General features: G+C 63.9%; 34 protein-coding genes. 18 read left to right on the top strand and 16 right to left on the bottom strand.

Annotated features, from left to right (window positions below):
- Nucleotides 1–11: 11 nt before the first annotated feature.
- The gene (locus V473_RS23005; RefSeq protein ID WP_201785531.1) at nt 12–185 is read right to left on the bottom strand and encodes a hypothetical protein; all 174 of its coding nucleotides are present in this window, start codon (nt 183–185) and stop codon (nt 12–14) included.
- 164 nt (nt 186–349) lie between these two features.
- Here V473_RS23005 and V473_RS15460 point away from each other — a divergent pair, with 164 nt between their 5' ends.
- Nucleotides 350–913, top strand: coding sequence for a DUF3617 domain-containing protein (locus V473_RS15460; protein WP_066607496.1), 564 nt, complete (start codon nt 350–352; stop codon nt 911–913).
- Nucleotides 914–1078: 165 nt separating this feature from the next.
- The gene (locus V473_RS15455) at nt 1079–1585 is read left to right on the top strand and encodes a DUF3617 domain-containing protein (protein WP_066606795.1); all 507 of its coding nucleotides are present in this window, start codon (nt 1079–1081) and stop codon (nt 1583–1585) included.
- A 32-nt stretch (nt 1586–1617) separates the two neighbouring features.
- Here the strand turns inward: V473_RS15455 and V473_RS15450 are convergent, their stop codons facing one another.
- From V473_RS15450 to V473_RS15415, 8 genes are all read right to left on the bottom strand, one after another.
- On the bottom strand, nt 1618–2835 hold the full coding sequence (locus V473_RS15450; protein WP_066606792.1) for an MBL fold metallo-hydrolase: 1218 nt from the start codon (nt 2833–2835) through the stop codon (nt 1618–1620).
- A 157-nt stretch (nt 2836–2992) separates the two neighbouring features.
- Entirely contained in the window at nt 2993–4354 is a 1362-nt protein-coding gene (locus V473_RS15445) for a methyl-accepting chemotaxis protein (RefSeq protein ID WP_066606789.1), read from the bottom strand.
- 96 nt (nt 4355–4450) lie between these two features.
- Nucleotides 4451–5368 (bottom strand): EamA family transporter, encoded by a 918-nt coding sequence (locus V473_RS15440; RefSeq protein ID WP_066606782.1) that lies wholly within the window; start codon nt 5366–5368, stop codon nt 4451–4453.
- A gap of 30 nt (nt 5369–5398) precedes the next feature.
- A complete protein-coding gene (locus tag V473_RS15435; RefSeq protein WP_066606781.1) occupies nt 5399–6451 on the bottom strand; it encodes a DUF3667 domain-containing protein in 1053 nt (350 codons plus the stop codon).
- Nucleotides 6452–6508: 57 nt separating this feature from the next.
- Complete coding sequence (locus V473_RS15430; protein WP_066606780.1) at nt 6509–6745, bottom strand: hypothetical protein; 237 nt, start codon at nt 6743–6745, stop codon at nt 6509–6511.
- A 140-nt stretch (nt 6746–6885) separates the two neighbouring features.
- A complete protein-coding gene (locus tag V473_RS15425) occupies nt 6886–8406 on the bottom strand; it encodes a fumarate hydratase (RefSeq protein WP_066606777.1) in 1521 nt (506 codons plus the stop codon).
- A gap of 134 nt (nt 8407–8540) precedes the next feature.
- Nucleotides 8541–9221 carry an acyltransferase gene (locus V473_RS15420; RefSeq protein WP_066606774.1) on the bottom strand — a complete coding sequence of 227 codons (681 nt, stop codon included), beginning with the start codon at nt 9219–9221 and terminating at the stop codon, nt 8541–8543.
- Between the two features lie 112 nt (nt 9222–9333).
- Nucleotides 9334–9972, bottom strand: coding sequence for a glutathione S-transferase family protein (locus tag V473_RS15415; RefSeq protein WP_066607493.1), 639 nt, complete (start codon nt 9970–9972; stop codon nt 9334–9336).
- A gap of 500 nt (nt 9973–10472) precedes the next feature.
- Here V473_RS15415 and V473_RS15410 point away from each other — a divergent pair, with 500 nt between their 5' ends.
- The gene (locus V473_RS15410) at nt 10473–12413 is read left to right on the top strand and encodes a ribonucleoside-diphosphate reductase subunit alpha (RefSeq protein ID WP_408021512.1); all 1941 of its coding nucleotides are present in this window, start codon (nt 10473–10475) and stop codon (nt 12411–12413) included.
- 46 nt (nt 12414–12459) lie between these two features.
- On the opposite strand, the gene V473_RS15405 is transcribed toward V473_RS15410, so the two are convergent.
- Nucleotides 12460–12705 carry a DUF2171 domain-containing protein gene (locus V473_RS15405; RefSeq protein ID WP_066606771.1) on the bottom strand — a complete coding sequence of 82 codons (246 nt, stop codon included), beginning with the start codon at nt 12703–12705 and terminating at the stop codon, nt 12460–12462.
- Nucleotides 12706–12807: 102 nt separating this feature from the next.
- Between V473_RS15405 and V473_RS15400 the strand changes: the two genes are divergently transcribed.
- The 4 genes from V473_RS15400 (at nt 12808) to V473_RS15385 (ending at nt 15400) form a co-directional block, all read left to right on the top strand.
- Nucleotides 12808–13860, top strand: a complete 1053-nt coding sequence (locus V473_RS15400; RefSeq protein WP_066606765.1) for a ribonucleotide-diphosphate reductase subunit beta — start codon at nt 12808–12810, stop codon at nt 13858–13860.
- A 137-nt stretch (nt 13861–13997) separates the two neighbouring features.
- On the top strand, nt 13998–14264 hold the full coding sequence (locus V473_RS15395) for a hypothetical protein (RefSeq protein WP_066606763.1): 267 nt from the start codon (nt 13998–14000) through the stop codon (nt 14262–14264).
- A complete protein-coding gene (locus V473_RS15390; protein ID WP_244884436.1) occupies nt 14261–14491 on the top strand; it encodes a hypothetical protein in 231 nt (76 codons plus the stop codon). Before V473_RS15395 ends, V473_RS15390 begins: the two co-directional genes overlap by 4 nt.
- Nucleotides 14492–14833: 342 nt before the next feature.
- Complete coding sequence (locus V473_RS15385) at nt 14834–15400, top strand: glycine zipper 2TM domain-containing protein (protein ID WP_082679175.1); 567 nt, start codon at nt 14834–14836, stop codon at nt 15398–15400.
- Between the two features lie 7 nt (nt 15401–15407).
- Here V473_RS15385 and V473_RS15380 read toward each other — a convergent pair whose 3' ends face one another.
- Both V473_RS15380 and V473_RS15375 read right to left on the bottom strand, forming a co-directional pair.
- A complete protein-coding gene (locus tag V473_RS15380) occupies nt 15408–15929 on the bottom strand; it encodes a thermonuclease family protein (RefSeq protein ID WP_148648420.1) in 522 nt (173 codons plus the stop codon).
- A gap of 176 nt (nt 15930–16105) precedes the next feature.
- Nucleotides 16106–16402, bottom strand: coding sequence for a hypothetical protein (locus tag V473_RS15375; RefSeq protein ID WP_066606756.1), 297 nt, complete (start codon nt 16400–16402; stop codon nt 16106–16108).
- A 140-nt stretch (nt 16403–16542) separates the two neighbouring features.
- Here V473_RS15375 and V473_RS15370 point away from each other — a divergent pair, with 140 nt between their 5' ends.
- From V473_RS15370 to V473_RS15350, 5 genes are all read left to right on the top strand, one after another.
- Nucleotides 16543–16923 (top strand): RidA family protein, encoded by a 381-nt coding sequence (locus V473_RS15370; protein ID WP_066606754.1) that lies wholly within the window; start codon nt 16543–16545, stop codon nt 16921–16923.
- A gap of 15 nt (nt 16924–16938) precedes the next feature.
- Nucleotides 16939–17295: an ArsC family reductase gene (locus V473_RS15365; RefSeq protein ID WP_066606752.1), complete on the top strand. Its 357-nt coding sequence runs from the start codon at nt 16939–16941 to the stop codon at nt 17293–17295.
- Nucleotides 17292–18332, top strand: a complete 1041-nt coding sequence (locus V473_RS15360; protein ID WP_066606746.1) for a glycerophosphodiester phosphodiesterase — start codon at nt 17292–17294, stop codon at nt 18330–18332. The genes V473_RS15365 and V473_RS15360 overlap by 4 nt, the downstream gene beginning before the upstream one ends.
- Nucleotides 18333–18435: 103 nt before the next feature.
- The gene (locus V473_RS15355) at nt 18436–18861 is read left to right on the top strand and encodes an RrF2 family transcriptional regulator (RefSeq protein WP_066606744.1); all 426 of its coding nucleotides are present in this window, start codon (nt 18436–18438) and stop codon (nt 18859–18861) included.
- A 38-nt stretch (nt 18862–18899) separates the two neighbouring features.
- Nucleotides 18900–19559, top strand: a complete 660-nt coding sequence (locus V473_RS15350) for an MBL fold metallo-hydrolase (RefSeq protein WP_066606741.1) — start codon at nt 18900–18902, stop codon at nt 19557–19559.
- On the opposite strand, the gene V473_RS15345 is transcribed toward V473_RS15350, so the two are convergent.
- Nucleotides 19560–19991 carry an MAPEG family protein gene (locus V473_RS15345; protein ID WP_066606739.1) on the bottom strand — a complete coding sequence of 144 codons (432 nt, stop codon included), beginning with the start codon at nt 19989–19991 and terminating at the stop codon, nt 19560–19562.
- 218 nt (nt 19992–20209) lie between these two features.
- Between V473_RS15345 and rpmF the strand changes: the two genes are divergently transcribed.
- The 5 genes from rpmF (at nt 20210) to V473_RS15320 (ending at nt 23275) form a co-directional block, all read left to right on the top strand.
- Nucleotides 20210–20389, top strand: a complete 180-nt coding sequence (gene rpmF, locus V473_RS15340; RefSeq protein WP_066606737.1) for a 50S ribosomal protein L32 — start codon at nt 20210–20212, stop codon at nt 20387–20389.
- A 34-nt stretch (nt 20390–20423) separates the two neighbouring features.
- Nucleotides 20424–21482, top strand: a complete 1059-nt coding sequence (gene plsX / locus V473_RS15335) for a phosphate acyltransferase PlsX (RefSeq protein ID WP_082679154.1) — start codon at nt 20424–20426, stop codon at nt 21480–21482.
- The gene (locus V473_RS15330; RefSeq protein ID WP_066606729.1) at nt 21479–22447 is read left to right on the top strand and encodes a beta-ketoacyl-ACP synthase III; all 969 of its coding nucleotides are present in this window, start codon (nt 21479–21481) and stop codon (nt 22445–22447) included. The genes plsX and V473_RS15330 overlap by 4 nt, the downstream gene beginning before the upstream one ends.
- A 107-nt stretch (nt 22448–22554) precedes the next feature.
- The gene (gene ihfA / locus V473_RS15325; protein WP_066606727.1) at nt 22555–22851 is read left to right on the top strand and encodes an integration host factor subunit alpha; all 297 of its coding nucleotides are present in this window, start codon (nt 22555–22557) and stop codon (nt 22849–22851) included.
- 82 nt (nt 22852–22933) lie between these two features.
- Nucleotides 22934–23275, top strand: a complete 342-nt coding sequence (locus V473_RS15320) for a MerR family transcriptional regulator (RefSeq protein ID WP_066606724.1) — start codon at nt 22934–22936, stop codon at nt 23273–23275.
- A 6-nt stretch (nt 23276–23281) separates the two neighbouring features.
- On the opposite strand, the gene V473_RS15315 is transcribed toward V473_RS15320, so the two are convergent.
- The 3 genes from V473_RS15315 to V473_RS15305 are packed head-to-tail and all read right to left on the bottom strand — an operon-like array spanning nt 23282 to nt 24906.
- The gene (locus V473_RS15315; RefSeq protein ID WP_066606719.1) at nt 23282–23683 is read right to left on the bottom strand and encodes a hypothetical protein; all 402 of its coding nucleotides are present in this window, start codon (nt 23681–23683) and stop codon (nt 23282–23284) included.
- A 50-nt stretch (nt 23684–23733) separates the two neighbouring features.
- Nucleotides 23734–24468 carry a hydroxyacylglutathione hydrolase gene (gene gloB, locus V473_RS15310; RefSeq protein ID WP_066606716.1) on the bottom strand — a complete coding sequence of 245 codons (735 nt, stop codon included), beginning with the start codon at nt 24466–24468 and terminating at the stop codon, nt 23734–23736.
- A gap of 3 nt (nt 24469–24471) precedes the next feature.
- Entirely contained in the window at nt 24472–24906 is a 435-nt protein-coding gene (locus V473_RS15305) for a VOC family protein (protein ID WP_066606713.1), read from the bottom strand.
- A gap of 104 nt (nt 24907–25010) precedes the next feature.
- Here V473_RS15305 and V473_RS15300 point away from each other — a divergent pair, with 104 nt between their 5' ends.
- Nucleotides 25011–25718 carry an SIMPL domain-containing protein gene (locus V473_RS15300; RefSeq protein ID WP_066606710.1) on the top strand — a complete coding sequence of 236 codons (708 nt, stop codon included), beginning with the start codon at nt 25011–25013 and terminating at the stop codon, nt 25716–25718.
- Nucleotide 25719: the final 1 nt, after the last annotated feature.

The raw sequence follows: 25719 nt of genomic DNA, 5'->3' as shown, positions 1-25719 counted from the left end.
CGCAATCGGGATCAGGGCTTCAGCTCGAACGCGGTCTTGGGCATGGGCGGAAAGATGACCGGCTTGTCGCCGAAACGGGCGCGCAGGGCGGCCTGGCGGCGTTCGTCATCGATCACTGCGACATCCACCTCGTCGGAATATCGGAAGCTGACGTCGAACTTCCCGTCCTTGATCTCATATTCCATGATCGACCAGCGCTTGATGCCGCCTTCGTCGGACTCGACCTACCAGGCTTCCCAAGGAAGGAACGAACAAAACAAGAGCTTATAATCCTTGCATCCCGTCATTGAACCCCCGCGCGGCGCTGTTATGATCGGGGCGAGGGCAGGGAAAACAGGGAGGAATGATGATGCGCCGGACAGTCTTGACGCTTGCGGTTCTGACGATCGGCCTCGCTGCCTGCAGCGAAAAGCCCGGCGACAAAACGGGCGATATCGCCGCCACCGACGCCATGAGCAAGCAGGAGGTGAAGGCGCAGGTCGACAAGGTGCAACTCAAACCCGGCCAGTGGGAGGGCCGCTTCACCGTCAAGGATCTGGACCTGGGCGACATGCCCGGCGCGCCCGCGAACATGAAGGAGCAGATGAAGAGCGCGATGAACCAGACCGCGCTTAAATATTGCGTCACGCCGGAGCAGGCCGCCAATCCGAGCGGCGAGATGTTCGCCGGCCAGGAGAATAAGAACTGCACCTATGGCGGGTTCGAGGCGAAAGGCGGCGCGGTGCAGGGGCAGGTGTCGTGCAAGTCGGAGGGCGGCACGATGAACGCCACCATGTCCGGCACCTATGCGCCGGAAAACTATGCGATGGATATGGACATGAAGATGGTCGGCGGCCCGCAGGGCATGACCATGGCGATGACCGCCCGGTCGGAGGGCAAGTGGATCGGACCGGCGTGCGTGGCTGACAAATGATCGCGGCGTGCCATGGCTGAGGCCGCGGCCGCCCCGATTCCCACGCCTCACTCGCCTCCACGATAATCGGGGACATGCGTCATTTCCGCTTGCGCTTTGGCGATGGCGGGTAGAGCCTTGGCGCCGTTCCGATCAGAGAACAGCGACAGGACAGGGGACGAGGATATGCGCATGAAACTGCTGGCGGCGCCGCTGCTTGGATTGACCCTTGGCCTTGGCGCCTGTGGCGGCGATCCGGCCCCCGCGCCCCAGGCGGAGGAAGCGCCGGTGCTGATGCAGGCGGGCGAATGGACGATTATCCGCAAGACCACCGGCTACAATACGCCCACCGTCACGCCAGCCGAATATCAGGCGGCGCTCAAGCAGATCGGCGAGGATAAATTATGCGTCGCCGTGAATGCGCAGGGCGTGCCCGATGCGGATGCGCTGGCGGGCAAGGAGGGCACGGCTTGCACCTACAAGGATAAGATGGTGCGCAAGGGGCGGTTGATCGCCACCCTGTCCTGCACCGCGGGGTCCGGCACGTCGGAAATCGTGGTGGAGGGCAATTATACCGCCGACACGCTGACGCTGGGCACCACCATGACCAAGATGCAGGGCGGCAACGCGGTGTTGCGCACAACTCATGACATCACCGGCAAGCGGACGGGGGATTGCCCCAAACCGGGCTGAAACCGAGCGCCGGGGTGGTTGAACCCCGACGCCTATTCCAGCGCCCGGATGGCCCGATCGTCACACCGCTTCGGCCCGATCGGCACCGCACTGACCGTGGGCACTGGCAGCGACTGGCCGATCCGTAACGGGGCGAAGCGCTTGCGCGCGATCCCCGCGCAGCGCAGCGCCAGTTCCAGCATCCGGGGCGGCGTGTCCCATTGTTCGTAGGACAGGCGGAACGTCCCCCAGTGGATCGGGATCGCGGTCGACGCGCCCAGCCGCTGGAAAACGTCCACAGCTTGTAATGGGCCGATATGCGCATCCGACCGCATCTGGCCCTTCCAGAAGCGAAACGCGCCTATTGGGATCAGCGCCAGCCGGATCGGGCCATAGCGCCGGGCTTGCATGGGCCATCCCATATCGCCCGCCCCGGTGTCGCCGGCAAAGAAGATATTGCCCGCCCGCGTCTCGATCACGAAACTCGACCAGAGCGCCCGGTTGCGATCCGCGCCCCAGCGGCTGCCCCAATGATGGTTGCGGGTCACATGCACCTGATAATCGGGGCAATGCTCGTAGCTGCCGCACTGGATCACCGCTTGGGGGGCGAGGCCGTTCAACGCCGCGCCGCTGACCGACTGCCCCCAGTCCAGCGCCGTCGCCGGAATGCCGTGCGCCTTTAGGATGCTGTCATTGCCCAGGCTGGTGACGATCTTGGGCCGGTCCCGCTCCCACAGTCTTTTCAGCGTGGGCAGGTCCATATGGTCGTAATGATTGTGGCTGAGCAGGATCAGATCGATTTTCGGCAGGTCGTCGAACTTTATGCCCGGCCGCGCGATCCGCTTCGGGCCGAGCGGGGGGAGGGGGCTGGCATAGTCGGACCAGATCGGATCGGTCAGGATGTTGAGCCCCGCCGCCTGCACAAGCACGGTCGCATGGCCGACCCAGGTCGCCACCATGCCCCGCGGCGCGGCGAAGGGGGCGGGTCGGGCGGGCTTGACCGCGATTCCCAGCGGCCATTCCGGCCGGTCGTCATTACCGATCAGCCAGCGCGCGATGAAGCCCTGCCGACTGGCGCCGGGAGGCGCGGGTACGTCGATCGCCCCATCGGGATTGAAAAAATGCGCGCCGTCATAATGGCGGCTGACCGGTCCCTGATAATAGATGCGGTCGAGGAAAGGCGGAACGATCGTCACCGCCAGGCATAGGGCGATCACGGCGAACAGCAGCGCGATCCCTGCGCCCCGGACGATGCTGACAAGGCGACCCATGGCTGCTCCTGAAGATGACGACAGCGACATAGCGCAAGGCGACGATGGAGCAAGGGCGGAGGTTGGTTATAGGGGGTTGGACGCCATCACAGACATCGCCATGCTCAAGAGGGCCGCCTTTGTTTGTGCGCCGTTGCTCGACTGACCTGTCGTTGCTTCAGCTCTGATCCTGATAGGCCATTTGCAATATGCCCCAGTGGCGACCCTTCACATGGATGGATGCGATCACCTGTTTCAGCAGGATGACGTCGCCCTGCGCGGTCAGGCGGCGATAGGCCTTGATGCAGAAGGGTTTGGTGATCTTCGCCTGCTCGCGCGTGTCGGGAAAGTCGAAGATCACGCCCTGGCGCGCATGTTCCAGATTCCAGCTGTCGTCGCCGGGGCGCTGCCGCTGCGCGCGTTCCGGCATGGCGACCGCGCCATAGGCGTTGCGGTCGGTGAAGGTCATGCCGAACAGGCCGGGGAAGGTGCGGGCCTTTTCCTGCGCGGTGCGCGCGGCGGGCAGCATCGCCTCCTGCACCGGGTGGGTGAAGAGCGGCGGATTGGTGCCGGTGATGGGCGCATAATAGTCGCTGAAGATCGCCGCCTCGCTGACCGCGCCCGCGTCGATCGCGCGCTCGATCGCGCGACCGACCTGCTGCGCGCTCTCCAGGCTGAAACGGATATAGGGCGAATCGGGAATATCGACGCCGCTTTCGGCCAGATATTGCAGCAATTCGTTGGTGTCGTCGCTGGCGGTGGAGACGCGGCCCGACAGGCGCTGCAGCCCGTCGGCATTGTCGGTAGACGTGCTGGCGAGCGCGGCCAGCCCGCCGCGAATCTCACCGGCTGATCCCACCATCGACGCGATTCGTTCGGCCACCGCCTCGCTATTGTTCGACAGCCCCTGCATCAGCGTGCCCAGCCGATCGACCAGCGCCTCGATATTCTTGGTGTCGTTGAGCGCGGTGCGCGCGGTCTGCGCGCCATGTGTGATGCTGGCCAACATGCCGCCTGCTTCACCGGTCAGCGCCGCGATCGACTGCTCGATCGTATGGGTCGCCGCCGCCGTTTCCTGCGCCAGTTTCTTCACTTCTGACGCGACCACGGCGAAGCCGCGCCCCGCGTCGCCGGCGCGCGCCGCCTCGATCGTGGCGTTGAGCGCGAGAAGATTGGTCTGGCTGGCGATGCCGCTGATGACGCTGGTGACATGCGCTACGGTCTTGAGCGCCTCGCCAAAGCCGTCCAGCCGCGCATGGATGAGGCTCACCTGGTCGATCAGGCCAACGAAATTATGATTGGCTGTTGAAAGCTGCCGCCCCGAATCGTCGATGATGCCGCGGGCGGCCACTGCCTGCACGCGGGCTTCCTGCCCGGCCATCGCGACGCTGTCGCCGTCGCGCGACAATTGCGCGGCCGCGCCGCTGATCGCCTCGATCGTGCGCGCCTGGTGCGTCACCCGATCGGCCAGTTCGCTGATGTCCGCCTGCAAATCAAGCGTGCGGATGCCCAAATCGCCAGACAATTTGGCGACCTTCATCACCGCTCTGGCGACGTTCTCGGAGTGCGCTTCTTTTCCCACATAAACAGGGCTAACAGCCCATGGTAAAGGAAAGCTTAGCGATGCGGCGCGCGTTCAAAGCGCGCCCATCAACGCCAGCGCCACGCCGACGACGACCAGCAGCAGCCCGGCCGCCTCGCTTCCCCGCATCCGCTCCTTCAGGTAGAAATGGCCGAACGCCATAGTGAAGGCGACCTCGACCTGACCCACGATCCGCACCAGCGCCACCGGCGCGGTGGCGAAGCCCGCGAACCAGCAGGCGCTGCCCAGCGCGGACAGCAATCCGACCTGTCCCGACACCCGCCAGCTTGCAAGCACCCGCCGCATCTCGCCCGGCTCGCGCGCCATCAGCCAGGCGCCCTGCATCAGCGTCTGGACCAGCACCGTGGCGACCAGCACCAGCAGCGCGGCGAGAATGCGGTCGTCCCCGCCCACCGCCTGCGTCGCCCGGCGGATGCCGATCGCGGTCAGCGCGAAGAAAAGTCCCGACGCCATGCCCGCCTTCGCTGCCGGTTGCCCCAGCGCGCGCAGGAAATCGCCCGGCCCCATGCGCTTGCCCCCGGCGGACAGCAGCATCACGCCGGTCACGCCGCAGCCGATCCCGGCCCAGGCCAGTGGATGCAGCCGTTCGCCCAGCAGCAGGAAAGACAGGATGGCCCCCTGAACCGCCTCCGTCTTGGAATAAGCGGTGCCGACCACGAAATTGCGATGCTTGAACGCGGCGATCAGCAAATTGGTGGCGACGATCTGCGCCAGCCCGCCGCCGACGCAGAAGAGCAGGAATGTCGGCGCTATAGCGGGCAGCGATGCGGGGACGAGCAGGGCATAGCCGCCGAGCAGCAACAAGGTGAAAGGGATGCCGTAGAGATAGCGGACCAGCCCCGCCGCATTGATCGACAGGCTGTGGCTGACGCGCCGCTGGATCGCTGTGCGCCAAGCCTGCACGGCCCCGGCGATCAGCGTTGCGGGCAACCAGATCGGGGATGTGATCATGCCCGCCCTATACAGGGTGGACACAGCCCGTCACCCCATCATCACGAGGAAGGTGAAGAAGAGCGACAGCGACACGCAGGCAAAGCCGTAAAGCAGAGGCAGCCGCCAGAGCGCCCCCATCCGCGAGAGCGCATAGGCGTCCTTGAACTGGCGATACATATGCCAGATGGCGAAGAGCAGCAGCGCCAGCGTCACCAGCCCGCTGGTCGCATGGACCGTCGTCAGGACCATCGACAGCGAAAAGAGCAGCGACATGAAGGCGATCGAATAGGTGATATAGATCGCATGATCGTACATTTTGTAGCGGCGGTTGAAGGGGAAGAGCAGCCAGATGAAGGGCAGCGAAATCAGGATCAGCGCCCAGGAAAATTTATAGGCGTTGGCCTTGAGCTTGTAATAAGCGAATTCGGGATTCTTGGCCGCCGCGCTGATGGCCGTGCCGACGGTCTGCGCCACGCCGCCATTTACGCCTTCGCCCCTCAGAGCGTCGGTCAGGCCGCTCGCCATGGTCAGGCCCTGCCGCTCCTCGCGCGCTTCAACCAGATTTTCGGTCAGCGCCGCCTTGCGTGCCGCCGACAGGCCTGGCGCCGCCAGCTTGGCCTCGATCTTGGCGATCTGCGCGTCGGCTTTGGCCTCTTCCTGCTTCAGTTCGGCGATCTCGCCCTTGTCCATCTGCACCATTTTCCCGGCTTCCGGGCCATGGCTGGTGAGCGAGAAGATCGCGTACATCAGGAAAGCGGAAAACAGGAACAGGGCGAAGGGCGACACGAATTTCGCACGCTCGCCGTGAATATAGCGCCGCGTCAGATGACCCGGCCGCAGCGCCAGTTCAGGCAGGGTGGTCCATATCTTGCCCTCGAAATGCAGCACGCCATGGGCCAGATCATGGCCGATCGCGCCGAAGCTGCGATGCAGATGCGCCGCCTGACCGCATTGCGCGCAATAATTGCCGTTGATCGCCGCCCCGCAATTGAGGCACCCGCCATGGCCGGCGTCATGCGCTTCGCCATGGCCCGGCTCGACCGCGCGCGCCAGCATCCCCCCAGTGATCGCGTCACCCGCCGCTTCGATTTCCCCTGTCATGGATCGGGAGACTATCAGCGGTGTATGACGGATGCCAGACGGCTTGATCGGCTGGTATCAGCTCGGCTTCGCGCCGGGCGGCAATGCGTGGGGGAAACCCTTTCGCCCCATGGTCCAGTTCGCTTCCATCCGCACCAGCGGATTGGGCGCGCACCAGATTTCGCCCGAATCGGTCAGGCCGGTCACCCAGATCAGATTATGTTCCTGCCCATAATCGATGACGGCCAGGGCATAGCCTTTTCCCTTGCCCTCGACATGGACGGGCAGGGGCGGATCGAGTTGGGTAAAGGACATGGGCGCTGCTCCGGCGGTATGAGGCTGCCGGTGACAATGCGGGATGAGGGGGCGAGTTCCGGTGTCGGCAGGGGACTTGATCGGGGTTAGCGTGATTCTTCAAACCCTCCCCATCTGGCGACGGAGAGGGTTGATGAGGGTCACGCGCCTTCGAGCAGTTTCTCGCGCTTGATCTTCTCCTGCCAGACCAGCGGGGCAAGGTGATGGACATTCTGTCCTTCGCTGTCGACCGCCACTGTCACCGGCATGTCCTGCACGTCGAACTCGTAGATCGCCTCCATGCCCAGATCTTCAAAGCCCACGACCCTGGCGCCCTTGATCGCGCGCGCGACCAGATAGGCCGCGCCGCCGACCGCCATCAGATAGGCGCTTTTATGCTTGGCGATCGCCGCGGTCGCCGCCACGCCGCGCTCGGCCTTGCCGACGCAACTGAGCAGGCCCTGTTCCAGCATCATGTCCATGAAGCTGTCCATGCGGGTCGCGGTGGTGGGACCGGCCGGGCCGACCACTTCGTCGCCGACCGGATCGACCGGGCCGACATAATAGATCACGCGGCCCTTGAAATCGACCGGCAGGCTCTCGCCCTTGGCCAGCATGTCCTTGATCCGCTTGTGCGCGGCGTCGCGCCCGGTCAGCATCTTGCCGTTGAGCAACAGCCGGTCGCCATGCTTCCAGCTTTGCACGATTTCCGGCGTCAGGGCGTTCAGATCGACGCTGATCGCTTCCTTGCTCGGTGCCCAGTTCACGTCGGGCCATTCGGAAATCTTCGGCGCTTCCAGATAGGCCGGGCCGGACCCGTCGAGCGTGAAATGCGCGTGGCGCGTCGCGGCGCAATTGGGGATCATCGCCACGGGCTTGCCCGCCGCATGGCAGGGATAGTCATGGATTTTGACGTCGAGGATGGTGGAAAGCCCGCCCAGACCCTGCGCGCCGATGCCCAGAGCATTGACCTTGTCGAAAATCTCGATCCGCATCTCTTCGATCTTGTTCTGCGGCCCGCGGAGCTTCAATTCGCCCATGTCGATGGGCTCCATCAGGCTTTCCTTGGCCAGCGCCACCGCCTTTTCCGCGGTGCCGCCGATGCCGATGCCCAACATGCCGGGCGGGCACCAGCCTGCGCCCATCTGCGGGATCATCTCCAGCACCCAATCGACGATCGAATCGCTGGGGTTCATCATCTTGAACTTGGTCTTATTCTCCGACCCGCCGCCCTTGGCCGCAACGTCGATGACGACCTTGTTGCCCGGCACCATTTCGACGTTCAGCACGCAGGGCGTGTTGTCCTTGGTGTTCTGCCGCGCAAAGGCGGGATCGCGCAGGATCGACGCGCGCAGGCGGTTTTCCGGGTTCAGATAGGCCTTGCGCACGCCGTCATCGACGATCTCCTGCATCGAACGGCTGTTATCGTCCAGCCGGCAGTCCATGCCCCATTTGATAAAGACGTTGACGATGCCGGTGTCCTGGCAGATCGGGCGATGCCCTTCCGCGCACATGCGGCTGTTGGTCAGGATCTGGGCGATGGCGTCCTTGGCCGCCGGATTGGCTTCGGCGTCATAGGCTTTGCCCAGCGCGCGGATATAATCCATCGGATGATAATAGCTGATGAACTGGAGCGCGTCGGCCACGCTCTCGATCAGGTCGGCGGTTTTGATGAGCGTCATCTACCCTGGTCCTTATCTGCGGCCCGCCTCTGCACAGCGGGTCCATGCAGGCGCGGCTATAGGCATTTGGCCGTTCAAGTCCAGAAGGCGCCGAATCTGGAGGATGCCGGAGATTCCACTACCGCGCGACCCGATCAGCCGCGCGCCGCATCCAGCAGTCGCCGGAACCATCCGGCCCGACGCGGCGCAGGATCGACCTCTTCCGTTTCGACGTCTACCGGCAGCAGCCGGAAATCCCAGCTCGTGCCGGTGCGCACGACGCGTGCGGGCACCCCGGCCGCCACGCATTGCGCCGGCACGGACTTGCTCACCAACGCACGCGCGGCGATGACGCTGCCCGCGCCGATGCTGCATCCCTTCAGGATCGCGGCGCCATCCCCCACCCAGACCCGATCGCCTATTTGGACGTTTCCACCCGGATTGATGCGCCGCCCGCTGGCGACGTCAACCACCGAATGCATGTCGCTGACCGTGATCCATGTGCCGCCCGCGAACAGGGACCCGTTGCCGATGCTGATGTCGAAGGACTCATGGCACTGCATGTTGCAGGTCCAGGTAAAGCCGGTCAGGTCGCCGATCGACACGGTGGAGTCGCGGACAGTGTGGATGGTGATCGCCCCCAGCCGGCAACCATTGCCGATGCGAACGGCGCAGCCGTCGCCTATCGTCAGGTTGATCTGCGCGGCGTAGCAGTCCGCGCCGATCTCGATCGACCCGCCCTTGCCCGTGAAGGTGACGACGCCGCCTTGGTTGGCAAGGAAATCTTCGGGAATGCGGACATCATTATCTGGCGCATTGCGGATCTGGACGGGCATGGGCGAATAGTCTCTGCGTTAACGGTTTGGACCGTCCGTCTGTGCGGCCGCCCTTGTGGGCGACGCTGTAGTCGCGATTCGGGCACCTCGTCCATCCCCGCCCTTTCTCTGCTCATGCGAAGGGGAAGAGGCGCCACCATGGCTCTTTCTCTTCCAGCACGCGGGCAAAGCTGGGTCGCGCCTCCAGCCGCGCCAGATAGGCGGCGAGCACCGGAAAATCCGTACCCAGCGGCACGATCTTGTCGGCATAAAAGATCGCCGGGGCGGCGGCGCAGTCGGCCAGGGTGAAGGCGTCGCCCACCGCCCAGCGCCGCCCGGCCATCCGCTCCTCGATCAGCGCATAGGCCTTGGACAGCAGATCGTGCGCCTGCGCCACGCCCAGCGAATCGCGCTGCGCTTCCGGCCGCAGCCGGTCGGCCACGATCGCCTGCATCGGCGCCATGACATAATTGTCGAACAACCGATCCATCAACCGCACCTCCAGCGCGGCATCGGGATCGGCGGGGATGGGGCGGAAGGTGCCGGCCTCATGCTGGGCGAGATATTCGATGATGATGCTCGCTTCACCGATTGTGGCGTCGCGCGCCGGATCACGCAGCAGCGGAAATTTGCCGATCGGCCACAGCGTCATCCATTCCTGCGCGACGTCCGCTTCCTCCAGAGTCCGGGCGGCAAAGGGTGCGCCATTTTCGTAGAACGCGATCAGAACTTTCCAGCAATAGGAGGAGAGGGGGTGATAATAGAGAATCATCGGGCGTTCTCCGTATAACAGCAATATCTGCACATTTGGCAGCAGCCGGGCATGGCGCGCCCCGTCCATGGCGGGCGGCGCTGACGATCGATCGTCACAACCGTTTAGACCTCGGTCTGAATTTGGCTGACAAGCGAAATTTATTTTTCGGCCTGCATATCCCCCTTGCCTTTTTTGGGGGCAAGGCAAGTCCATGCGTCGCCTGCGCGCCTGACAGCGAAATGGCTTCCGTTGGCGATGCGCCGAGTCTTTCAATTGTCATTTACCCTCTTGCGCCTGCAACGGGCTATGGCACTATCTGTGGTATCGGGTTAACGGGGGTCACCCAACAGATTGTGATTGCGTCGCTGGTGAAATTTCCAGCGCGGGGGGATTCCTGCCCCTGCAATCGCTCGGTTGGGCCTTTTCCGTCCCCGGCGCGGTACGGTTCATGCTAGGATGCGCGGCTTGTCGCGACCCGCTTGACCGAATCGAACGGAACAGGAACATCGGGGGCTCGCATGGATTTTCGAGATAGTGGACAAGGTGCTGGCGACGTGGCGACTGTGATGGACGATCTTTTGGACGATATGAAGGCGCAGGCCTCAGCGGCGCCGGTGGAAGCGCGGGCCGAGCCGGAGGTGCTGACCTCCTCGACCGTGCAGGCGCGGCGCTTCCCCGTCGTAACCGATTCGTCGCGCGACGCGCTGCTGACGGAGTTCGGCAAGGATACGCTGAACGACCGCTATCTGTTGCCCGGCGAATCCTATCAGGATCTCTTCGCTCGCGTGGCGGCCGCCTATTCGGACGACGCCGCCCACGCCCAGCGCGTCTATGACTATATTTCGCGCCTCTGGTTCATGCCCGCGACGCCGGTCCTGTCGAACGGCGGCACTGGCCGTGGCCTGCCGATCAGCTGCTATCTCAACAGCGTGGACGACAGCCTGGAAGGCATCGTCAACACCTGGAACGAGAATGTCTGGCTCGCCTCGCGCGGCGGCGGTATCGGCACCTATTGGGGCAATGTCCGCGGCATCGGCGAACCGGTCGGCCTCAACGGCAAGACCAGCGGCATCATTCCCTTCGTCCGGGTGATGGATTCGCTGACCCTGGCGATCAGCCAGGGGTCGCTGCGCCGTGGTTCGGCCGCCTGCTATCTCGACGTCTCCCATCCGGAGATCGAGGAGTTCCTGGAAATCCGCAAGACGTCGGGCGATTTCAACCGTAAGGCGCTCAACCTCCACCATGGCGTCCTGCTGACCGACGAGTTTATGGAAGCGGTGCGCGACGGCGCGGACTTCCATCTGCGCAGCCCCAAGGATCAGTCGATCCGCGGCACGGTCAACGCCCGCGCCCTGTTCCAGAAGCTGGTCGAAGTACGGCTGGCCACCGGCGAGCCCTATATCGTGTTCAACGACACGGTGAACCGCATGATGCCCAAACATCATCGCGATCTGGGCCTCAAAGTATCGACCTCCAACCTCTGCTCGGAAATCACGCTGCCCACCGGCCGCGACCATCTGGGCAATGATCGCACGGCGGTCTGCTGCCTGTCGTCGATGAACCTGGAAACCTGGGACGAATGGAAGGATCATCCGACCTTTGCCGAGGATATCATGCGCTTCCTCGACAATGTGTTGCAGGATTATATCGACCGCGCCCCGCCCGAAATGGCGCGCGCCAAATATAGCGCGATGCGCGAACGCTCGGTCGGCCTGGGCGTCATGGGCTTCCACAGCTTCCTCCAGGCGCGTGGGCTTCCCTTCGAAGGCGCGATGGCCAAGTCGTGGAACCTGCGCATCTTCAAGCATATCAACGCCCAGGTGAACGAAGCGTCGATGATGCTGGCGCAGGAGCGGGGTCCGTGCCCCGACGCCGCCGATCAGGGCGTGATGGAACGCTTTTCCTGCAAGATGGCGATCGCGCCGACCGCGTCGATTTCCATCATCTGCGGCGGCACGTCGGCCTGTATCGAACCGATCCCGGCGAACATCTACACCCACAAGACGCTGTCGGGCAGCTTCTCGATCAAGAATCCCTATCTGGAAAAGCTGCTGGTCGCCAAGGCGAAGGACAGCAGCGCGGTGTGGAACTCGATCCTGGAAAAGGGCGGCTCGGTCCAGCATCTCGACTTCCTGAGCCAGGAAGAAAAGGACACGTTCAAGACCAGCTTCGAGATCGACCAGCGCTGGCTGCTCGAACTGGCCGCCGACCGCACGCCCTATATCGACCAGGCGCAGTCGCTGAACCTGTTCATCCCGGCTGATGTGGAAAAATGGGATCTGCTCATGCTCCACTTCCGCGCCTGGGAACTGGGCATCAAGTCGCTCTACTATCTGCGGTCGAAATCGGTCCAGCGCGCGGGCTTCGCCGGCGGCGTGGAGGCCGACAATACGATCGACGCACCCAAGTTCGAAATCGGCGAGACCACCGACTATGATGAGTGCCTCGCCTGTCAATAAGGGTTTGACGCCGGGCGCGACGGCCTATGCCGCCGCGCCCGCGCATTCAGGCTTCTTCTTCGAACGTCACCGCGACGTCGGCATTGGCGGAAAGCCGCACCGTGCCGTCATCCTCGACTGCCGCGATCAGGCCCTGGCTGATATAATGATGATGCCCCTTATGGCTGCCTTCCCCGCTGTCCTTCTTGGTCAGCTTGATCCGGTCACCGTCCATATGGTCGACGGTGCCGACATGGACGCCATCGGCGCCGATCACTTCGGCATGTTCCTGAATGCTGCTGAGGTCGACCATGATATTTCTCCTGTGCGGGGGGTAGCGACGTCTCAACGTCCCGTCCCCGCCCGGGTTGCAACCGCCCTTCATTCGTAACGATTTCGCCCGGAGTTCCGTCCCATGCCCCTTCTTCAAGCCTCCAAGGTGTACAAGCCCTTCGAATATCCCTGGGCCTATGAATATTGGAAGCGCCAGCAACAGCTGCACTGGCTGCCCGAAGAAGTGCCCTTGGGTGAGGATTGCCGCGACTGGGCGCAGAAGCTGTCCGACCATGAGCGCAACCTGCTGACGCAGATTTTCCGCTTCTTCACCCAGGCCGACGTGGAGGTGCAGGATTGCTACCACGAAAAATATGGCCGCGTGTTCAAGCCGACCGAGGTCAAGATGATGCTGACCGCGTTTAGCAACATGGAAACCGTCCACATCGCCGCTTACTCGCATCTGCTCGACACGATCGGGATGCCCGAAAGCGAATATAGCGCTTTCATGCAGTATAAGGAGATGAAGGACAAACACGACTATCTGCAGCAGTTCGGCGTCGACACGGACGAGGATATCGCCCGCACGCTCGCCATGTTCGGCGGCTTTACCGAAGGGCTGCAGCTCTTCGCCTCCTTCGCGATGCTGATGAACTTCCCGCGCTTCAACAAGATGAAGGGCATGGGGCAGATCGTCACCTGGTCGATCCGCGACGAAACGCTCCATTGCGAAGGCATCATCAAGCTGTTCCACGCCTTCTGCGCGGAACGCAACTGCCTGACCCCGGCGGTCAAGGACGACATCATGGACATGTGCCAGAAGACGGTGCGGATCGAGGACGCCTTCGTCGATCTGGTCTTCGAAATGGGGCCGGTGCCCGGCATGACGCCCAAGGACATCAAGAAATATGTCCGCTACATCGCCGACTGGCGCCTGGGCCAGCTGGGCCTCAAGCCCATCTACATGATCGACGAGCATCCGCTGCCCTGGCTCGCCCCGCTGTTGAACGGCGTCGAGCACGCGAACTTCTTCGAAACCCGCGCGACCGAATATTCGAAGGGCGCGACGCGCGGCCAGTGGAATGACGTCTGGGACGCCTTCGACCGCCGCCAGAAGGTCAAGGGCAGCGACGCGGCCAACACCGACGAAAGCGACCCGGACATGTTCAAGGCGGCGGGCATCGCGGCGGAGTGACAATGATCGAAGGTGGCGCCGATGCGATGGCGCCACCTTTACGCTTCCAATATGCCTCTGACGGCGGGACCGGCGTTTTGCGTCCATAACGGACCCATCTTCCGCCAAAATGGCGAAATCCGCTTTATGCTCGCCCCATGACCGAGCCAGCCCCGCCCCCTCACACGTCCCGCCGCCACAGCTATATCTGCAATGTCTGCGGCAGCGACCATGTCACGCGCGATGCCTGGGCGGCGTGGGACATGGCGGCGCAGCAATGGGTGCTGGAGGTCGTCTTCGACCAGTGCTGGTGTCATCGCTGCATGAGCGCCACGCGGCTCGACCGGGTCGTGCTGACCAGCCCGATCACCTTTGCCGCCCCCGATCCGGCCCCGATCCCACAAAGGACCGCGTCGCCGGGGTGAAGCTTCCTCAACCCCGCTCGCTTATCCTGCGCGCCATGTTCTTCGGCGTCCGCCTCCGCTCGCTCTTCACCAGCCGCTGGTTCGCGCTGCTCTGGGCGCTGCTGGTGATCCTGACCGCCATCCAGTTTGTCGGCTCCGGCGACGACAGTCCCGGCGCGCAGGACGACAACGCTGCCGCCGACGGCCTCACCAACGACCAGCGCGCCGCCCTCGCCAACGCGCTCTGACGCCGTTGGCGCTCTGGGCGCATCCGGCCGATCCCGTCCGCGCTGTCCTACATGCCGCCGCTACGCTATGCTCTGCCCGTTCCTTCGCATCGTCAGGCCGCATCCCGCCGCGCGAGGGGGAAATCGTCCTGCAAAAAACTTGCCATGATCGACAGGCATGAAGTTCCGGATGCCCGCGTCGCCGCTTTTCGTCCCTGTCTCCGGACTGAACGATGCGTTTTGTTCCGTTCATGCAACATCCCCTAATCTCACGGGTTCTACCGCCACGATACCCAGAGGGAAGGAGTCCCACCCGTGAGATTTTCGTTGCACAAGGCCATCGCCGCCTTGTCGCTTGGCGCGATGGCGCTGACCGGCATCGCCGCCACCCCGGCCTTCGCCCAGCCCGGCCATAATAATCGCGAACATCGCCAGGAGCGGCGCGAAGATCGTCGTGAATTTCGCCAGGAAAAGCGCGAGGATCGCCGCGACTTCAAGCAGGATCGCCGCGCCGACCGCCGTGATTTCCGCCAGGATCGTCGGGCCGACCGCCGCGATTGGCGCCAGGATCGCCGCGCGGACAATCGTCGCGCCGACTATCGCCGTCCCGGCCGCCCGGTCTACAGCTATGACTGGAACCGTCCCGATCCGCGCTATGGTCGTTCCTATCGGCCCGACCGCTATTATCGCACCGGCTACGCCCCGATCCGGGTCGATCGCCGCACTCGCATCTACCGCGGCTATGACGACCGCTATTATTGCCGCCGGTCGGACGGCACCACCGGCCTGATCGTCGGCGCGGCGCTGGGCGGCCTGCTCGGCAGCCAGATCGACCGCGGCCAGTCCAACGTCGCGGGCATCCTGATCGGCGGCGGCGCCGGCGCGCTGCTGGGCCGCGAAATCGACCGCGGCGGCGTCAACTGCCGCTAAGTCGGCACTAGCACCAGGGGTGGCGGCTGCCATCCCAGCGTCGGGCCAGTCCTTCGGCGACCAGTTGGTCGCCGATCGACTGGCCTCCGCGCGTCACGATCCGCAGGGCGCGACCATAGCGGTCGCTGTCGCGATCGCCGCTTTCCAGCGAAAAGGCACCGTCATTCATCAGCGCCTGCAACCGCTGCGTCGCGCGCGCGCCCAATTCGCCTTCCGCTGCGCAGCGCGGCCCATGAGTTTCGGGCGTATCGATGTCGGCGATGCGATATTTGTCGCCGCGGAACCAGAATGTGTCGCCATCGACCACGCAGTTGGTCCCGCCGCCGCTATGGCAGAAGCTGAAATCGGCCCGCAGGCCGTCGGCCGCAACCCCCGGCGCCGGCGCAGCGATCGGGGGCGGGTCGATCCGCGCGATCCAGTCCGGCCCGTACCAGCCAAGCAGCAAGCCCAGGCACAGCATATAGAGGAGCGCCGGCCCGCTAAATCCCGATCGGACCTGCCGGCCGCGCGCATATTTCTGTCTCGCCATGCCCCCGCTCTATCGAGCGTCCGGCAAACAGGGCGTTAAAGCCGATCCAGCTTTTCACCGATCCGGCGGCGATCCGATTTGACGCCGGTCAACGCCATGGCCCGGCGCGCTGCCATCCCGGTCGGGATCATCCGAAACGGCGCTTAAAGGATGAACGCCGTCGCGGGCGCCCGGCGCTATTCGTCCTCCTCGGTCGGCCCCATCTCTTCCTCTTCGTCATCCATTTGCGGCTCGCCGGCATAGGCGTCCATGTCGATCCGGCCGGACCGGTCCATCTCGGTCATCTTGTCGACCAGGTCGGGCGTGTCGTCGGGGATGATCTGCGCCGGGTTGGTACGCCCGCCATGCTCGCTTTCTTCGGCAAGGTCGGTGGAGCGCGCCCGCGCATCGTCCGCGACATCCTGCGCCTGGGTGCCGGCTTCGGCCTGTTCCTTATTGTCTTCCAGTTCGCGGTCGGGGGTAGGGCGGTCCATCGCATGTCTCCTTGGGGCCTGATGCCCGATCCTTCCCCAACGGCCTTGCGCGCCCGCCGTTCCGGGGAAATGACTGGACAGTCTTTCGTCAAGGAGGCAAAGGCCGCTCTGATCCTTTCGCACTGCAGCAGGAATCTCCCATGCCCCGCCAGCTCATTTCCTCCGGCTCGCCCTTTGAGGCGCAGGTCGGCTATTCGCGCGCCGTCGTCCAGGGCGACTGGTGCTTCGTCGCCGGCACCACCGGCGCCGATCCCGAAACCAAGGCCATGCCGGACGATGTGGTGGCGCAGGGCAGGAACGCGCTCAAGGTGATCGGCAAGGCGCTGGACGAGGCCGGCTTTGCTTTTGCCGATGTGGTGCGCGTGACCTATTATATCACCGACGCGGCCTATTGGGACGTGATGGGCGAGATTGCCGGCTCCGTGTTCGGCGACATCCGCCCTGCGGCCAGCTGCGTTATCGCCGGTCTCGTCAAGCCGGACATGAAGATCGAAATCGAAGTCACCGCCTTCAAAGGGTAACAGGAGCACCGCATCATGATTACCATGTATGGCATCAAAAATTGCGACACGATCAAGAAGGCCCGCAACTGGCTGGACAATGAACGGGTCAGCTACAGCTTCCACGATTATAAGGTCGCGGGCGTCGACAAGGCGAAGCTGGAAGAGTGGGTGATGGAACATGGCTGGGAAACCATCCTCAACCGGTCCGGCACCACCTTCAAGGCGCTGGATGCGGGCGACAAGGCGCATATCGACGCGGACAAGGCGATCCTGCTGATGATCACCAACCCCTCGATGATCAAGCGCCCGATCCTCGACACCGGCCGCGAAATACTCGTCGGGTTCAAGGCGACAATCTATGAAAATGCGGTTCAGGGCGTGAAGGCATGATCGGGCGGGGGCTGGCGCGCATCGGACTGTATCTGTTGATGAGCCTCATTCCCCTCTCTGCGGTTCAGGCCGAACCAATCCTGATCGCCCATCGTGGCGCCAGCGGCGAACGGCCCGAACATACGCTCGCCGCCTATGAGCGCGCGATCGACCAGGGGGCCGACTTTATCGAACCCGACCTGGTGTTGACCAAGGACGGCGTCCTGGTCGCCCGGCATGAAAATGAAATTGGCGGCACGACCGATGTCGCGGATCATCCCGAATTCGCCGATCGCAAGACAAGCAAGACGATCGACGGCGTCGCCATGACAGGCTGGTTCACCGAGGACTTCACCCTGGCCGAACTGCGCACCCTGCGCGCCCGCGAACGGCTGCCCGATGTGCGTCCCGCGAACAGGCGCTTTGACGATCTCTATCCGATCGCGACCTTCGAAGAGATATTGAAGCTGGTCCGCGCGAAGGAGGCCGAGGCCGGCCGTCGCATCGGCCTCTATCCCGAAACCAAGCATCCCAGCTATTTCGCGAGCCTCGGCCTGCCACATCAGGCGGCGCTGCTCGACCTGCTCGGCCGCTACGGCTATCAGAGCGAGGCCGACCCGGTGTTCATCCAGTCGTTCGAGGTCGGCAATTTGAAGGCCCTGCGCGCCGCATCGCGCCTGCGCCTCATCCAACTGGTCGATGCGGAGGGTGGCCCGACCGATCTGCCCGGCACGACCTATGCCGACATGCTGACGGTCCAGGGCCTCACCGACATCGCCACCTATGCCGACGGGCTCGGTCCGTCGGCGGCGCTGATCATCGCGCCCGAAGGCCCCACCGCGCTGGTTGGCCGCGCCCATGATGCGGGCCTGCAGGTGCATGTCTGGACGCTGCGGATGGAAAACATCTTCCTGCCCGCCCAATATCAGCGTGCCGACGACCCGCAGGGCCGTGGCGACTTCGCCTCCTGGGTCCGCGCCATTGCGGCCACCGGCGTCGATGGCGTCTTCAGCGATTTTCCGGGGCAGGCGAAGGCTGCGCTGGAGTCGGTGCGCTAATCAGTCATTCGTTCTTCACTCTGCCGGCTGCCGCACCGAAAACTTCTTTCTCTCTCGCCACGCTTGACTTGCCAAAGCGGGTGGGCGGGCGAATAACAGCCGCATGTTGTCCCAGAAGACCCGTTACGCCATCCGTGCGCTTCAGCATCTCGCCGATCGCTACCGCCAGGGTCCAGTGCCCCTCAACGATATTGCGACGCGCCAGAATATCCCGTCCAAATTCCTGACCGTGATCCTATCGGAACTGTCGCGGGAAGGACTGGTCGCGACCCAGCGGGGGCGGGACGGGGGCTATTGGCTGGCGCTGGCGCCGGTGGATGTCAGCTATGGCGACATCGTCCGGCTGACCCGCGGCTCGCTCGCGCTGACGCCCTGCGCCAGCCGCTTTGCGCATGAAAGCTGCACCAACTGCCTGCCCGAATCGGAATGTCGCCTGCACCGTGTGATGCTGCGCGTGCGCGACGAGACGGCCAAGGTGCTGGACAGCATCAGCCTGGCCGAACCGTTCGCGACGATGGATGAGGCCTGAGCCTTGCGCTCGCGCGTCACCTTCGCCACATCATTCCCATGACCATGCCGCCGCTCAAAGCCGTCCTGATCCCCGTCACTCCGTTGCAGCAGAATTGCACCCTCTTCTGGTGCACCGAAACGATGCGCGGCGCCTTTGTCGATCCGGGCGGCGATCTGCCGGTGCTCAAGAAGGCGGCCGCCGATAAGGGGGTAACGATCGAGAAGATCCTCGTCACCCATGGTCATATCGACCATTGCGGCCAAGCTGGCGTTCTGGCGCGCGACCTCAATGTCCCGATCGAGGGGCCGCATGAGGATGACCGTTTCTGGATCGACCGGTTGCCGCAGGATGGCGAGCGCTGGGGCGTGCCAGGCGAGAGTTTCGAGCCGGATCGCTGGCTGAGCGACGGCGATCGGGTGACGGTCGGCCATCTGACCTTCGATGTCTATCATTGTCCCGGCCACACGCCCGGCCATGTCGTCTTCCACCATGCGCCCAGCAAGCTGGCTATCGTCGGCGACGTGTTGTTCCAAGGCTCGATCGGCCGCACCGATTTCCCGCGCGGCAATCATCAGGATCTGATCGACGCGATCACCGGCAAGCTGTGGCCGCTGGGCGGCGAGACGGCGTTCGTGCCTGGCCATGGCCAGATGAGCAATTTCGCCCATGAACGCCGCACCAACCCCTTCGTCGCCGATTCGGTGCTGGCGGGTTGATTATCCCCGCGCCGCCATCGCCGGCGGCACTGGCATTTCCCGCGTCGCCATATAGGCGATCATCAGCGCCGCGATCGCCATCGCGACCATCACGCCCCAGGTCAGCAGCGCGCCGCCCGCGCGCCAGACCGTGGGCTTGTCCGCGTCCATGCCGAACGCATGAGCGACCCGCGCCACCACATAGACCAGGGCGCCGATCCACAGCCATAGGGACGCGCCCACGGCCATTTCGACCAGCGCGAAGAGGATCAGCACGATCGGCGTATATTCCACGAAATTGGCGTGCGCGCGCATCCGCCGCGCCAGCAGGTCGTTGCCCGCATCGCCATGCATCACCTTGTCGGCGATGCGAATCCGCGCGCAGCGAGTCGCGATCCACAGGTTAAGCAACGCGCAGGCGGCGGCAAAGGTCAGCGTGATCGGCAGCAGCATGGAATATCCCCTCGTTTCTAGCGCCATATCCTAGACCGCATGGGCAAGGGGGCAAGGCCAAAGGGAAAGGAAACCCTTGCGCCGCGGACAAAAAGCGCTATAGGCGCAGGGCTTCGCGATCACCGGGCCGCATGGGTCTGCGGCGCCGTTGGCGTCCGCTTTTCTGTTCGGAACTGGCCGGTCGCACAACTTGATATTATACGGAACAAGGTGCCGACATGGCTGTCCCCAAAAGGAAAACGTCCCCCTCCAAGCGCGGCATGCGCCGTAGCCACGATTCGCTGCGCGTCGAAGCATTTCAGGAATGCTCCAACTGCGGCGAATTGAAGCGTCCCCACAATCTGTGCGACGCCTGTGGGCATTATAACGGCCGCGAAATCGTCGCCGTCGGGGCGTAAGCCCATCCCCATCTCCGCAAAGGGGTGATCTTAAGTGTCCAGTCAGCCGCGAATCGCAGTCGACGCGATGGGCGGGGACGAAGGCGTGCGCGTGATGATGGCGGGCGTGGCTTTGGCCCGCCACCGTCATGATGGGCTCCGCTTCACCCTGTTTGGCGACGAGACGCAGATCAAGGCTGCGCTCGATCATCACCCGAATCTGCGGGCGGCGTCGGAAATCGTCCACGCCGACGCCGTGGTTGCGGGCTCCGACAAGCCGAGCGTGGCGATTCGCAAGAAAAGCAGCTCGATGAGCATGGCGATCGCGGCCGTGAAATCGGGCCAGGCGGGCGCCGCCGTGTCCGCCGGCAATACCGGTGCGCTGATGGCGATGGCGAAGCTGGCGCTGCGCACCATGCCGGGCGTCGATCGTCCTGCGCTGGCGGCCTTGCTGCCAACGCTGGGCGACAATGACGTCGTGATGCTGGACCTGGGCGCCAACACCGAATGCGACGCCCGCAACCTCGTCCAGTTCGCCGTGATGGGCGCGGCCTATTCGCGTATCGCCTTCGATCTTGAACGGCCGCGTGTGCGCTTGCTCAACATCGGCACCGAAGATCTCAAGGGCACCGACGAGATTCGCGAAGCCGCCGCCGTGCTGCGCAGCGCGACCAGCCTGCCGCTGCAATTTGACGGCTTCACCGAAGGCGACAAGATATCCCGTGGCGACGCCGACGTGATCGTGTGCGACGGATTTTCCGGCAATGTCGCCCTGAAAACGGCGGAGGGGACCGCCCGCTTCGTCACCGACGTGCTGCGCAAGGCGTTCACCAGTTCGATCCGCTCGAAGATCGGCTTCCTGATCTCGAAGCCCGCGATGCACCTGCTTAAACATCATCTCGATCCCAACAACCATAATGGCGCGGTCTTCCTGGGCCTCAACGGCGTGGTCGTGAAAAGCCATGGCAGCGCGGACGAAAAGGGCGTGGCCAACGCCGTCCATGTCGCCGCCCGGTTGCTGGAGGAAGACATCACCCGTCGGATCGCCGCCGACATGGCCGGCATCCAGTCGCTGTCGGCCGCCGCGTCCAAGCTGGAGCAGCCCGTCAAGTGATCCGCCGCTCCATCCTGCTGGGCACCGGCTCGGCCTTGCCCGTCCGTGCGGTCAGCAACGCCGAACTGGCGCAGACCGTCGACACCAGCGACGAATGGATTGTCGAGCGCACCGGCATCCGCAACCGCTATATCGCGGGTGAGGGCGAAACCACCGCCAGCCTGGGCGCGGACGCCGCTCGTCAGGCGATCGCGGCGGCGGGCGTCGCCGCGCAGGATATCGACCTCATCATCCTGGCGACGGCGACCCCCGACCAGACCTTCCCGGCCGCCGCGACCAAGGTCCAGGCTGCGCTCGGCATCGACGATTGCGTCGCCTTCGACGTGGCGGCGGTCTGTTCGGGCTTTCTGTACGCCGTCACCGTGGCGGACAGCATGATCCGGTCTGGCGCGGCCAACCGCGCCCTGGTGATCGGCTCGGAAACCTTCAGTCGCATCCTGGACTGGGAAGACCGCACCACTTGCGTATTGTTCGGCGACGGCGCGGGAGCGATCGTGCTGGGCGCGGAAGAAAGCGTGGACGGCAAGCGCGGCATCCTGGCCGCCAAGCTCCATGCCGACGGGCGCCACAACCAGCTCCTCTATGTCGATGGTGGTCCGTCCACGACCCAGACCGTAGGCAAGCTGCGGATGCGGGGGCAGGAAGTGTTCCGCCACGCCGTGGTCAACCTCGCCTCGGTGCTCAGGGAAGTGATGGACGTAGCGGGCCTGTCGACGGACGAGATCGACTGGCTGGTCCCGCATCAAGCCAATGCCCGCATCCTGGACGCGACCGCGCGCAAGCTTAAATTGTCACCCGATCGCGTGGTGGTGACGGTCGATCGCCACGCCAACACGTCCGCCGCGTCCGTGCCGCTGGCGCTCGACGTCGCGATGCGCGACGGCCGGATCAAGATGGGCGACCTGGTCGTGCTGGAAGCGATGGGCGGCGGCTTCACCTGGGGCGCATGCGTCCTGCGTCTCTAGGGCTGGATGCAGGATAGGCGGCGCTTGCCAAAGCGCTGCGAATCGATCACATTTCAGGCAGATCGTCCGCGAAGATGGTCGCTGGGGCGAAGAAGTGGGGATGGTCTATGAGCGGCAATGCAACCTTGACGCGGGCCGATCTGGCTGAGAGCGTGAACCGCCATGTCGGCCTGTCGCGGGCGGAAGCCGCTGCGCTGGTCGAATCGATCCTTGAACATATGTCCTGCGCGCTCGAACGCGGGGAAAATGTGAAGATTTCCAGCTTCGGCACCTTCGTCCTGCGCGACAAGACGCAGCGTATGGGGCGCAATCCCAAGACCGGCGTGGAAGTACCGATCGAACCGCGCCGGGTGCTGACTTTCCGCGCCAGCCAGACGATGCGCGACCGGGTCGCCTCGGTTTAAATGGCGGCTGGCCGCTTTTCCAGCATTACCATTGCTTTACCATAGTTGACGTCTGTACAATTATGGGTGCAACATCGCTGTCATGGAAAAGGCAGAGGGTGCATTTCTGACCATCAGCGAGCTGGCGGGCGAACTTGGTCTTCCCCAGCATATATTGCGCTATTGGGAAACGCGCTTTCCCCAACTGCGTCCGCTCCAGCGATCGGGCAACCGCCGCTATTATCGGCCCACCGACGTCGCGCTGGCGCGCCGCATCCACCAGTTGCTCAATGTCGAGGGCTTCACCGTCAAAGGCGCGCAAAAGGCGCTAGTGGACGGCAATGGCCACGCCCCCGTCGCCAAGGCTGAGCCGTCCGACCTGCCTGATCTTCTGGCCCGGCTCATGGCTATCCGTACGGCCCTTGCCAGGGCGATCGGAGATTGATCCGTCTTACGGTTTGGGTTCGCGATAGGGGATGAAGTCGCCCAGCGCGCAGGCGCCGGTCGTAATGCCGGTCTGCAAATTGGCGGTCGTGGTGAAGTCGCCCCGACACATTTGCGATCCATAGCTGCGCACGATCATCGTGTCGCCATAGGTCAGGCCGCTGCAACTGCCGATCAGTTCATTCTTGTACACCAGCCTGCGACTGACCCTGTAGAGCAGCACATTATTGCTGATGACGGTCAGGTTGCTCTGCGGCTCGCGATTGATGCAACTGACCTTCTCGCCGGCGACCTTGCCCGCCAACGCCTTGTCGAGTTTCGCCGTCTGCTTTTCGGTCAGCGGTGCCGGCTCATAGCTGCCGGCGCAGGCCGCCAGCAGCAGCGGCGCCATCCCCATCCACGCGCGCATCGTGATTCTCCCTACATCGACCATAGGACGGCACTATAGCGCAAAAACCGTCAGGCCGCGTCCTTAGCCGCGCGCCGTTCCGCCAGCTGCGCCACATCGCGCGCGCGCATGAAGATATTCGTCTCCCGCTCGATCCCGATGCTGGTCGGCACCGTCGCCTCGCCTCGCGCCCGCGCCGCCTCTACTGCTGCCACACGCTGCGCCAGCGCCGCATTGTCCGGCTCCACGCCCAGCGCGAAGCGGCCGTTGGAGAGCGTATATTCATGCGCGCAATAGACGATCGTCTCGTCCGGCAGCTTGGCCAAGCGCGCCATATTGGCAAACATCTGCGCCGCCGTTCCTTCGAACAGCCGGCCGCAGCCCATGGCGAACAGCGTGTCGCCGACGAAGATCACGCGATCGTTGGCCAGATGATAGGCGATATGCCCGGCCGTATGCGCCGGCACGGCCATCACCGTGGCGATATGGTCGCCGATCCGCACGGTGTCGCCTTCATCCACCGTCCGGTCCAGCGTGCCGATCTTCTCGGCTTCCGCGGCCGGGCCGGTGATCATACAGCCGCCCCATGCCTTTGCCGCCGCCTTGATCGCCGCATTGCCGCCGACATGGTCGCCATGCCAATGGGTGTTCCAGATCTGGCTGATGGTCCAGCCGCGCGCGGCCGCCGCCTCAAGCACCGGTTCCGCCACTGCGGGGTCGATCGCGACCGTCTCGCCGCCGGCGGCATCATGCAACAGCCAGACATAATTATCGGTCAGGACGGGGATGCGGACGACCTCCAGCATGGCTTACCAAATCCCGATATTGGGCATCGACGCCCAGGGTTCGGCCGGCGCCAGCCGTCCATCCTGCAACAATTCGATCGAGATATCGTCCGGCGTGCGGACGAAGGCCATATACCCGTCGCGCGGCGGCCGGTTGATCGTCACGCCCGCGTCCATCAGCCGCTGGCAGGTGTCGTAGATATTCTCGACCTGATACGCGATATGGCCGAAATTGCGCCCGCCATCATAGGTTTCGGCTGCACTGCCATCGGCCGGCGGCCAGTTATAGGTCAGTTCGACCTGCGCATCCTCGTCGCCCGGTGCGGCGACATATACCAGCGTGAAGCGGCCCTGTTCGCTGTCGAAGCGCTTGACCTCCTTCAGGCCCAGCAACTCGAAAAAGGCGATGGTCTTATCGACGTCACTGACGCGGATCATGCTATGCAGGAATTTGGGCAAGATATTCTCCGTTCGTCGCTGTCAAGCAACGGTTCACCTCAGGAGTATTAGATACAGCCCCAAGATAAGGTCGCGCATCACCAGACGGAAGAGGAAAGCGGATAATGGCGTTGGAAATGCGGGACAAGATTGTGCTGGGCGGCGCGGCGCTGCTGGCGTTCGGGACGATTGCGGGCGGTTATCTGCTGGGCGACGGGTTGAAACGGGCCAAGGCGGCGGACCGCTCGGTCACGGTGCGCGGTCTGGCGGAAAAGGATGTGACGGCGGACCTCGCCACCTGGTCGATCAGCTATTCGGCCACTGGTTTCGACCTGCCGACGGTCCGCGCCGAAATCGACAATAATACGCGCGAATTGCAGAGCTATTTCAAAGACCTGGGCTTCAAGCCGGGCGAGTTGACCCCGACCGGCGCAGGGGTGAACCAATATCTCAACAATGGCGTCAACAATATCACCATTACCCAGCGGATGCTGCTACGCACGACCGACATCGCCCGCGCGCAAAAGGCGGTCGCGCAGCAATTCGACCTGGTCCGCCGGGGCGTGACGCTGCAGGAAGGGTCGGGCATGAAATACAGCTTCACCAAGCTGAATGACGTCAAGCCCGACATGGTCGCCGCCGCCACCCGCGACGCGCGCGCCGCGGCCGAACAATTCGCCAAGGATTCGGGGTCCGGGGTAGGGGGCATCAAGAGCGCCACCCAGGGCTATTTTTCGATCGACGCCCGCGATGGCGAGGGCGGCGACGGATCGAGCGACACGCCCTACAAGAAGGTGCGCGTCGTCACGACCGTCGACTTCTACCTCAAATAAT

The sequence above is a fragment of the Sphingobium cupriresistens LL01 genome, from assembly GCF_001046645.1.
Taxonomy (GTDB): domain Bacteria; phylum Pseudomonadota; class Alphaproteobacteria; order Sphingomonadales; family Sphingomonadaceae; genus Sphingobium; species Sphingobium cupriresistens.
This window is presented reverse-complemented; position numbering and strand designations above follow the sequence as displayed.

Excerpts from the sequence above, each read along its gene's own strand:
- V473_RS23005 (WP_201785531.1), bottom strand. The coding sequence starts at position 185 with ATGGAATATGAGATCAAGGACGGGAAGTTCGACGTCAGCTTCCGATAT.
- V473_RS15460 (WP_066607496.1), top strand. The coding sequence starts at position 350 with ATGCGCCGGACAGTCTTGACGCTTGCGGTTCTGACGATCGGCCTCGCT.
- V473_RS15455 (WP_066606795.1), top strand. The coding sequence starts at position 1,079 with ATGCGCATGAAACTGCTGGCGGCGCCGCTGCTTGGATTGACCCTTGGC.
- V473_RS15450 (WP_066606792.1), bottom strand. The coding sequence starts at position 2,835 with ATGGGTCGCCTTGTCAGCATCGTCCGGGGCGCAGGGATCGCGCTGCTG.
- V473_RS15445 (WP_066606789.1), bottom strand. The coding sequence starts at position 4,354 with ATGAAGGTCGCCAAATTGTCTGGCGATTTGGGCATCCGCACGCTTGAT.
- V473_RS15440 (WP_066606782.1), bottom strand. The coding sequence starts at position 5,368 with ATGATCACATCCCCGATCTGGTTGCCCGCAACGCTGATCGCCGGGGCC.
- V473_RS15435 (WP_066606781.1), bottom strand. The coding sequence starts at position 6,451 with ATGACAGGGGAAATCGAAGCGGCGGGTGACGCGATCACTGGGGGGATG.
- V473_RS15430 (WP_066606780.1), bottom strand. The coding sequence starts at position 6,745 with ATGTCCTTTACCCAACTCGATCCGCCCCTGCCCGTCCATGTCGAGGGC.
- V473_RS15425 (WP_066606777.1), bottom strand. The coding sequence starts at position 8,406 with ATGACGCTCATCAAAACCGCCGACCTGATCGAGAGCGTGGCCGACGCG.
- V473_RS15420 (WP_066606774.1), bottom strand. The coding sequence starts at position 9,221 with ATGCCCGTCCAGATCCGCAATGCGCCAGATAATGATGTCCGCATTCCC.
- V473_RS15415 (WP_066607493.1), bottom strand. The coding sequence starts at position 9,972 with ATGATTCTCTATTATCACCCCCTCTCCTCCTATTGCTGGAAAGTTCTG.
- V473_RS15410 (WP_408021512.1), top strand. The coding sequence starts at position 10,473 with ATGGATTTTCGAGATAGTGGACAAGGTGCTGGCGACGTGGCGACTGTG.
- V473_RS15405 (WP_066606771.1), bottom strand. The coding sequence starts at position 12,705 with ATGGTCGACCTCAGCAGCATTCAGGAACATGCCGAAGTGATCGGCGCC.
- V473_RS15400 (WP_066606765.1), top strand. The coding sequence starts at position 12,808 with ATGCCCCTTCTTCAAGCCTCCAAGGTGTACAAGCCCTTCGAATATCCC.
- V473_RS15395 (WP_066606763.1), top strand. The coding sequence starts at position 13,998 with ATGACCGAGCCAGCCCCGCCCCCTCACACGTCCCGCCGCCACAGCTAT.
- V473_RS15385 (WP_082679175.1), top strand. The coding sequence starts at position 14,834 with ATGGCGCTGACCGGCATCGCCGCCACCCCGGCCTTCGCCCAGCCCGGC.
- V473_RS15380 (WP_148648420.1), bottom strand. The coding sequence starts at position 15,929 with ATGGCGAGACAGAAATATGCGCGCGGCCGGCAGGTCCGATCGGGATTT.
- V473_RS15375 (WP_066606756.1), bottom strand. The coding sequence starts at position 16,402 with ATGGACCGCCCTACCCCCGACCGCGAACTGGAAGACAATAAGGAACAG.
- V473_RS15370 (WP_066606754.1), top strand. The coding sequence starts at position 16,543 with ATGCCCCGCCAGCTCATTTCCTCCGGCTCGCCCTTTGAGGCGCAGGTC.
- V473_RS15365 (WP_066606752.1), top strand. The coding sequence starts at position 16,939 with ATGATTACCATGTATGGCATCAAAAATTGCGACACGATCAAGAAGGCC.
- V473_RS15360 (WP_066606746.1), top strand. The coding sequence starts at position 17,292 with ATGATCGGGCGGGGGCTGGCGCGCATCGGACTGTATCTGTTGATGAGC.
- V473_RS15355 (WP_066606744.1), top strand. The coding sequence starts at position 18,436 with ATGTTGTCCCAGAAGACCCGTTACGCCATCCGTGCGCTTCAGCATCTC.
- V473_RS15350 (WP_066606741.1), top strand. The coding sequence starts at position 18,900 with ATGACCATGCCGCCGCTCAAAGCCGTCCTGATCCCCGTCACTCCGTTG.
- V473_RS15345 (WP_066606739.1), bottom strand. The coding sequence starts at position 19,991 with ATGCTGCTGCCGATCACGCTGACCTTTGCCGCCGCCTGCGCGTTGCTT.
- rpmF (WP_066606737.1), top strand. The coding sequence starts at position 20,210 with ATGGCTGTCCCCAAAAGGAAAACGTCCCCCTCCAAGCGCGGCATGCGC.
- ihfA (WP_066606727.1), top strand. The coding sequence starts at position 22,555 with ATGAGCGGCAATGCAACCTTGACGCGGGCCGATCTGGCTGAGAGCGTG.
- V473_RS15320 (WP_066606724.1), top strand. The coding sequence starts at position 22,934 with ATGGAAAAGGCAGAGGGTGCATTTCTGACCATCAGCGAGCTGGCGGGC.
- V473_RS15315 (WP_066606719.1), bottom strand. The coding sequence starts at position 23,683 with ATGCGCGCGTGGATGGGGATGGCGCCGCTGCTGCTGGCGGCCTGCGCC.
- gloB (WP_066606716.1), bottom strand. The coding sequence starts at position 24,468 with ATGCTGGAGGTCGTCCGCATCCCCGTCCTGACCGATAATTATGTCTGG.
- V473_RS15300 (WP_066606710.1), top strand. The coding sequence starts at position 25,011 with ATGGCGTTGGAAATGCGGGACAAGATTGTGCTGGGCGGCGCGGCGCTG.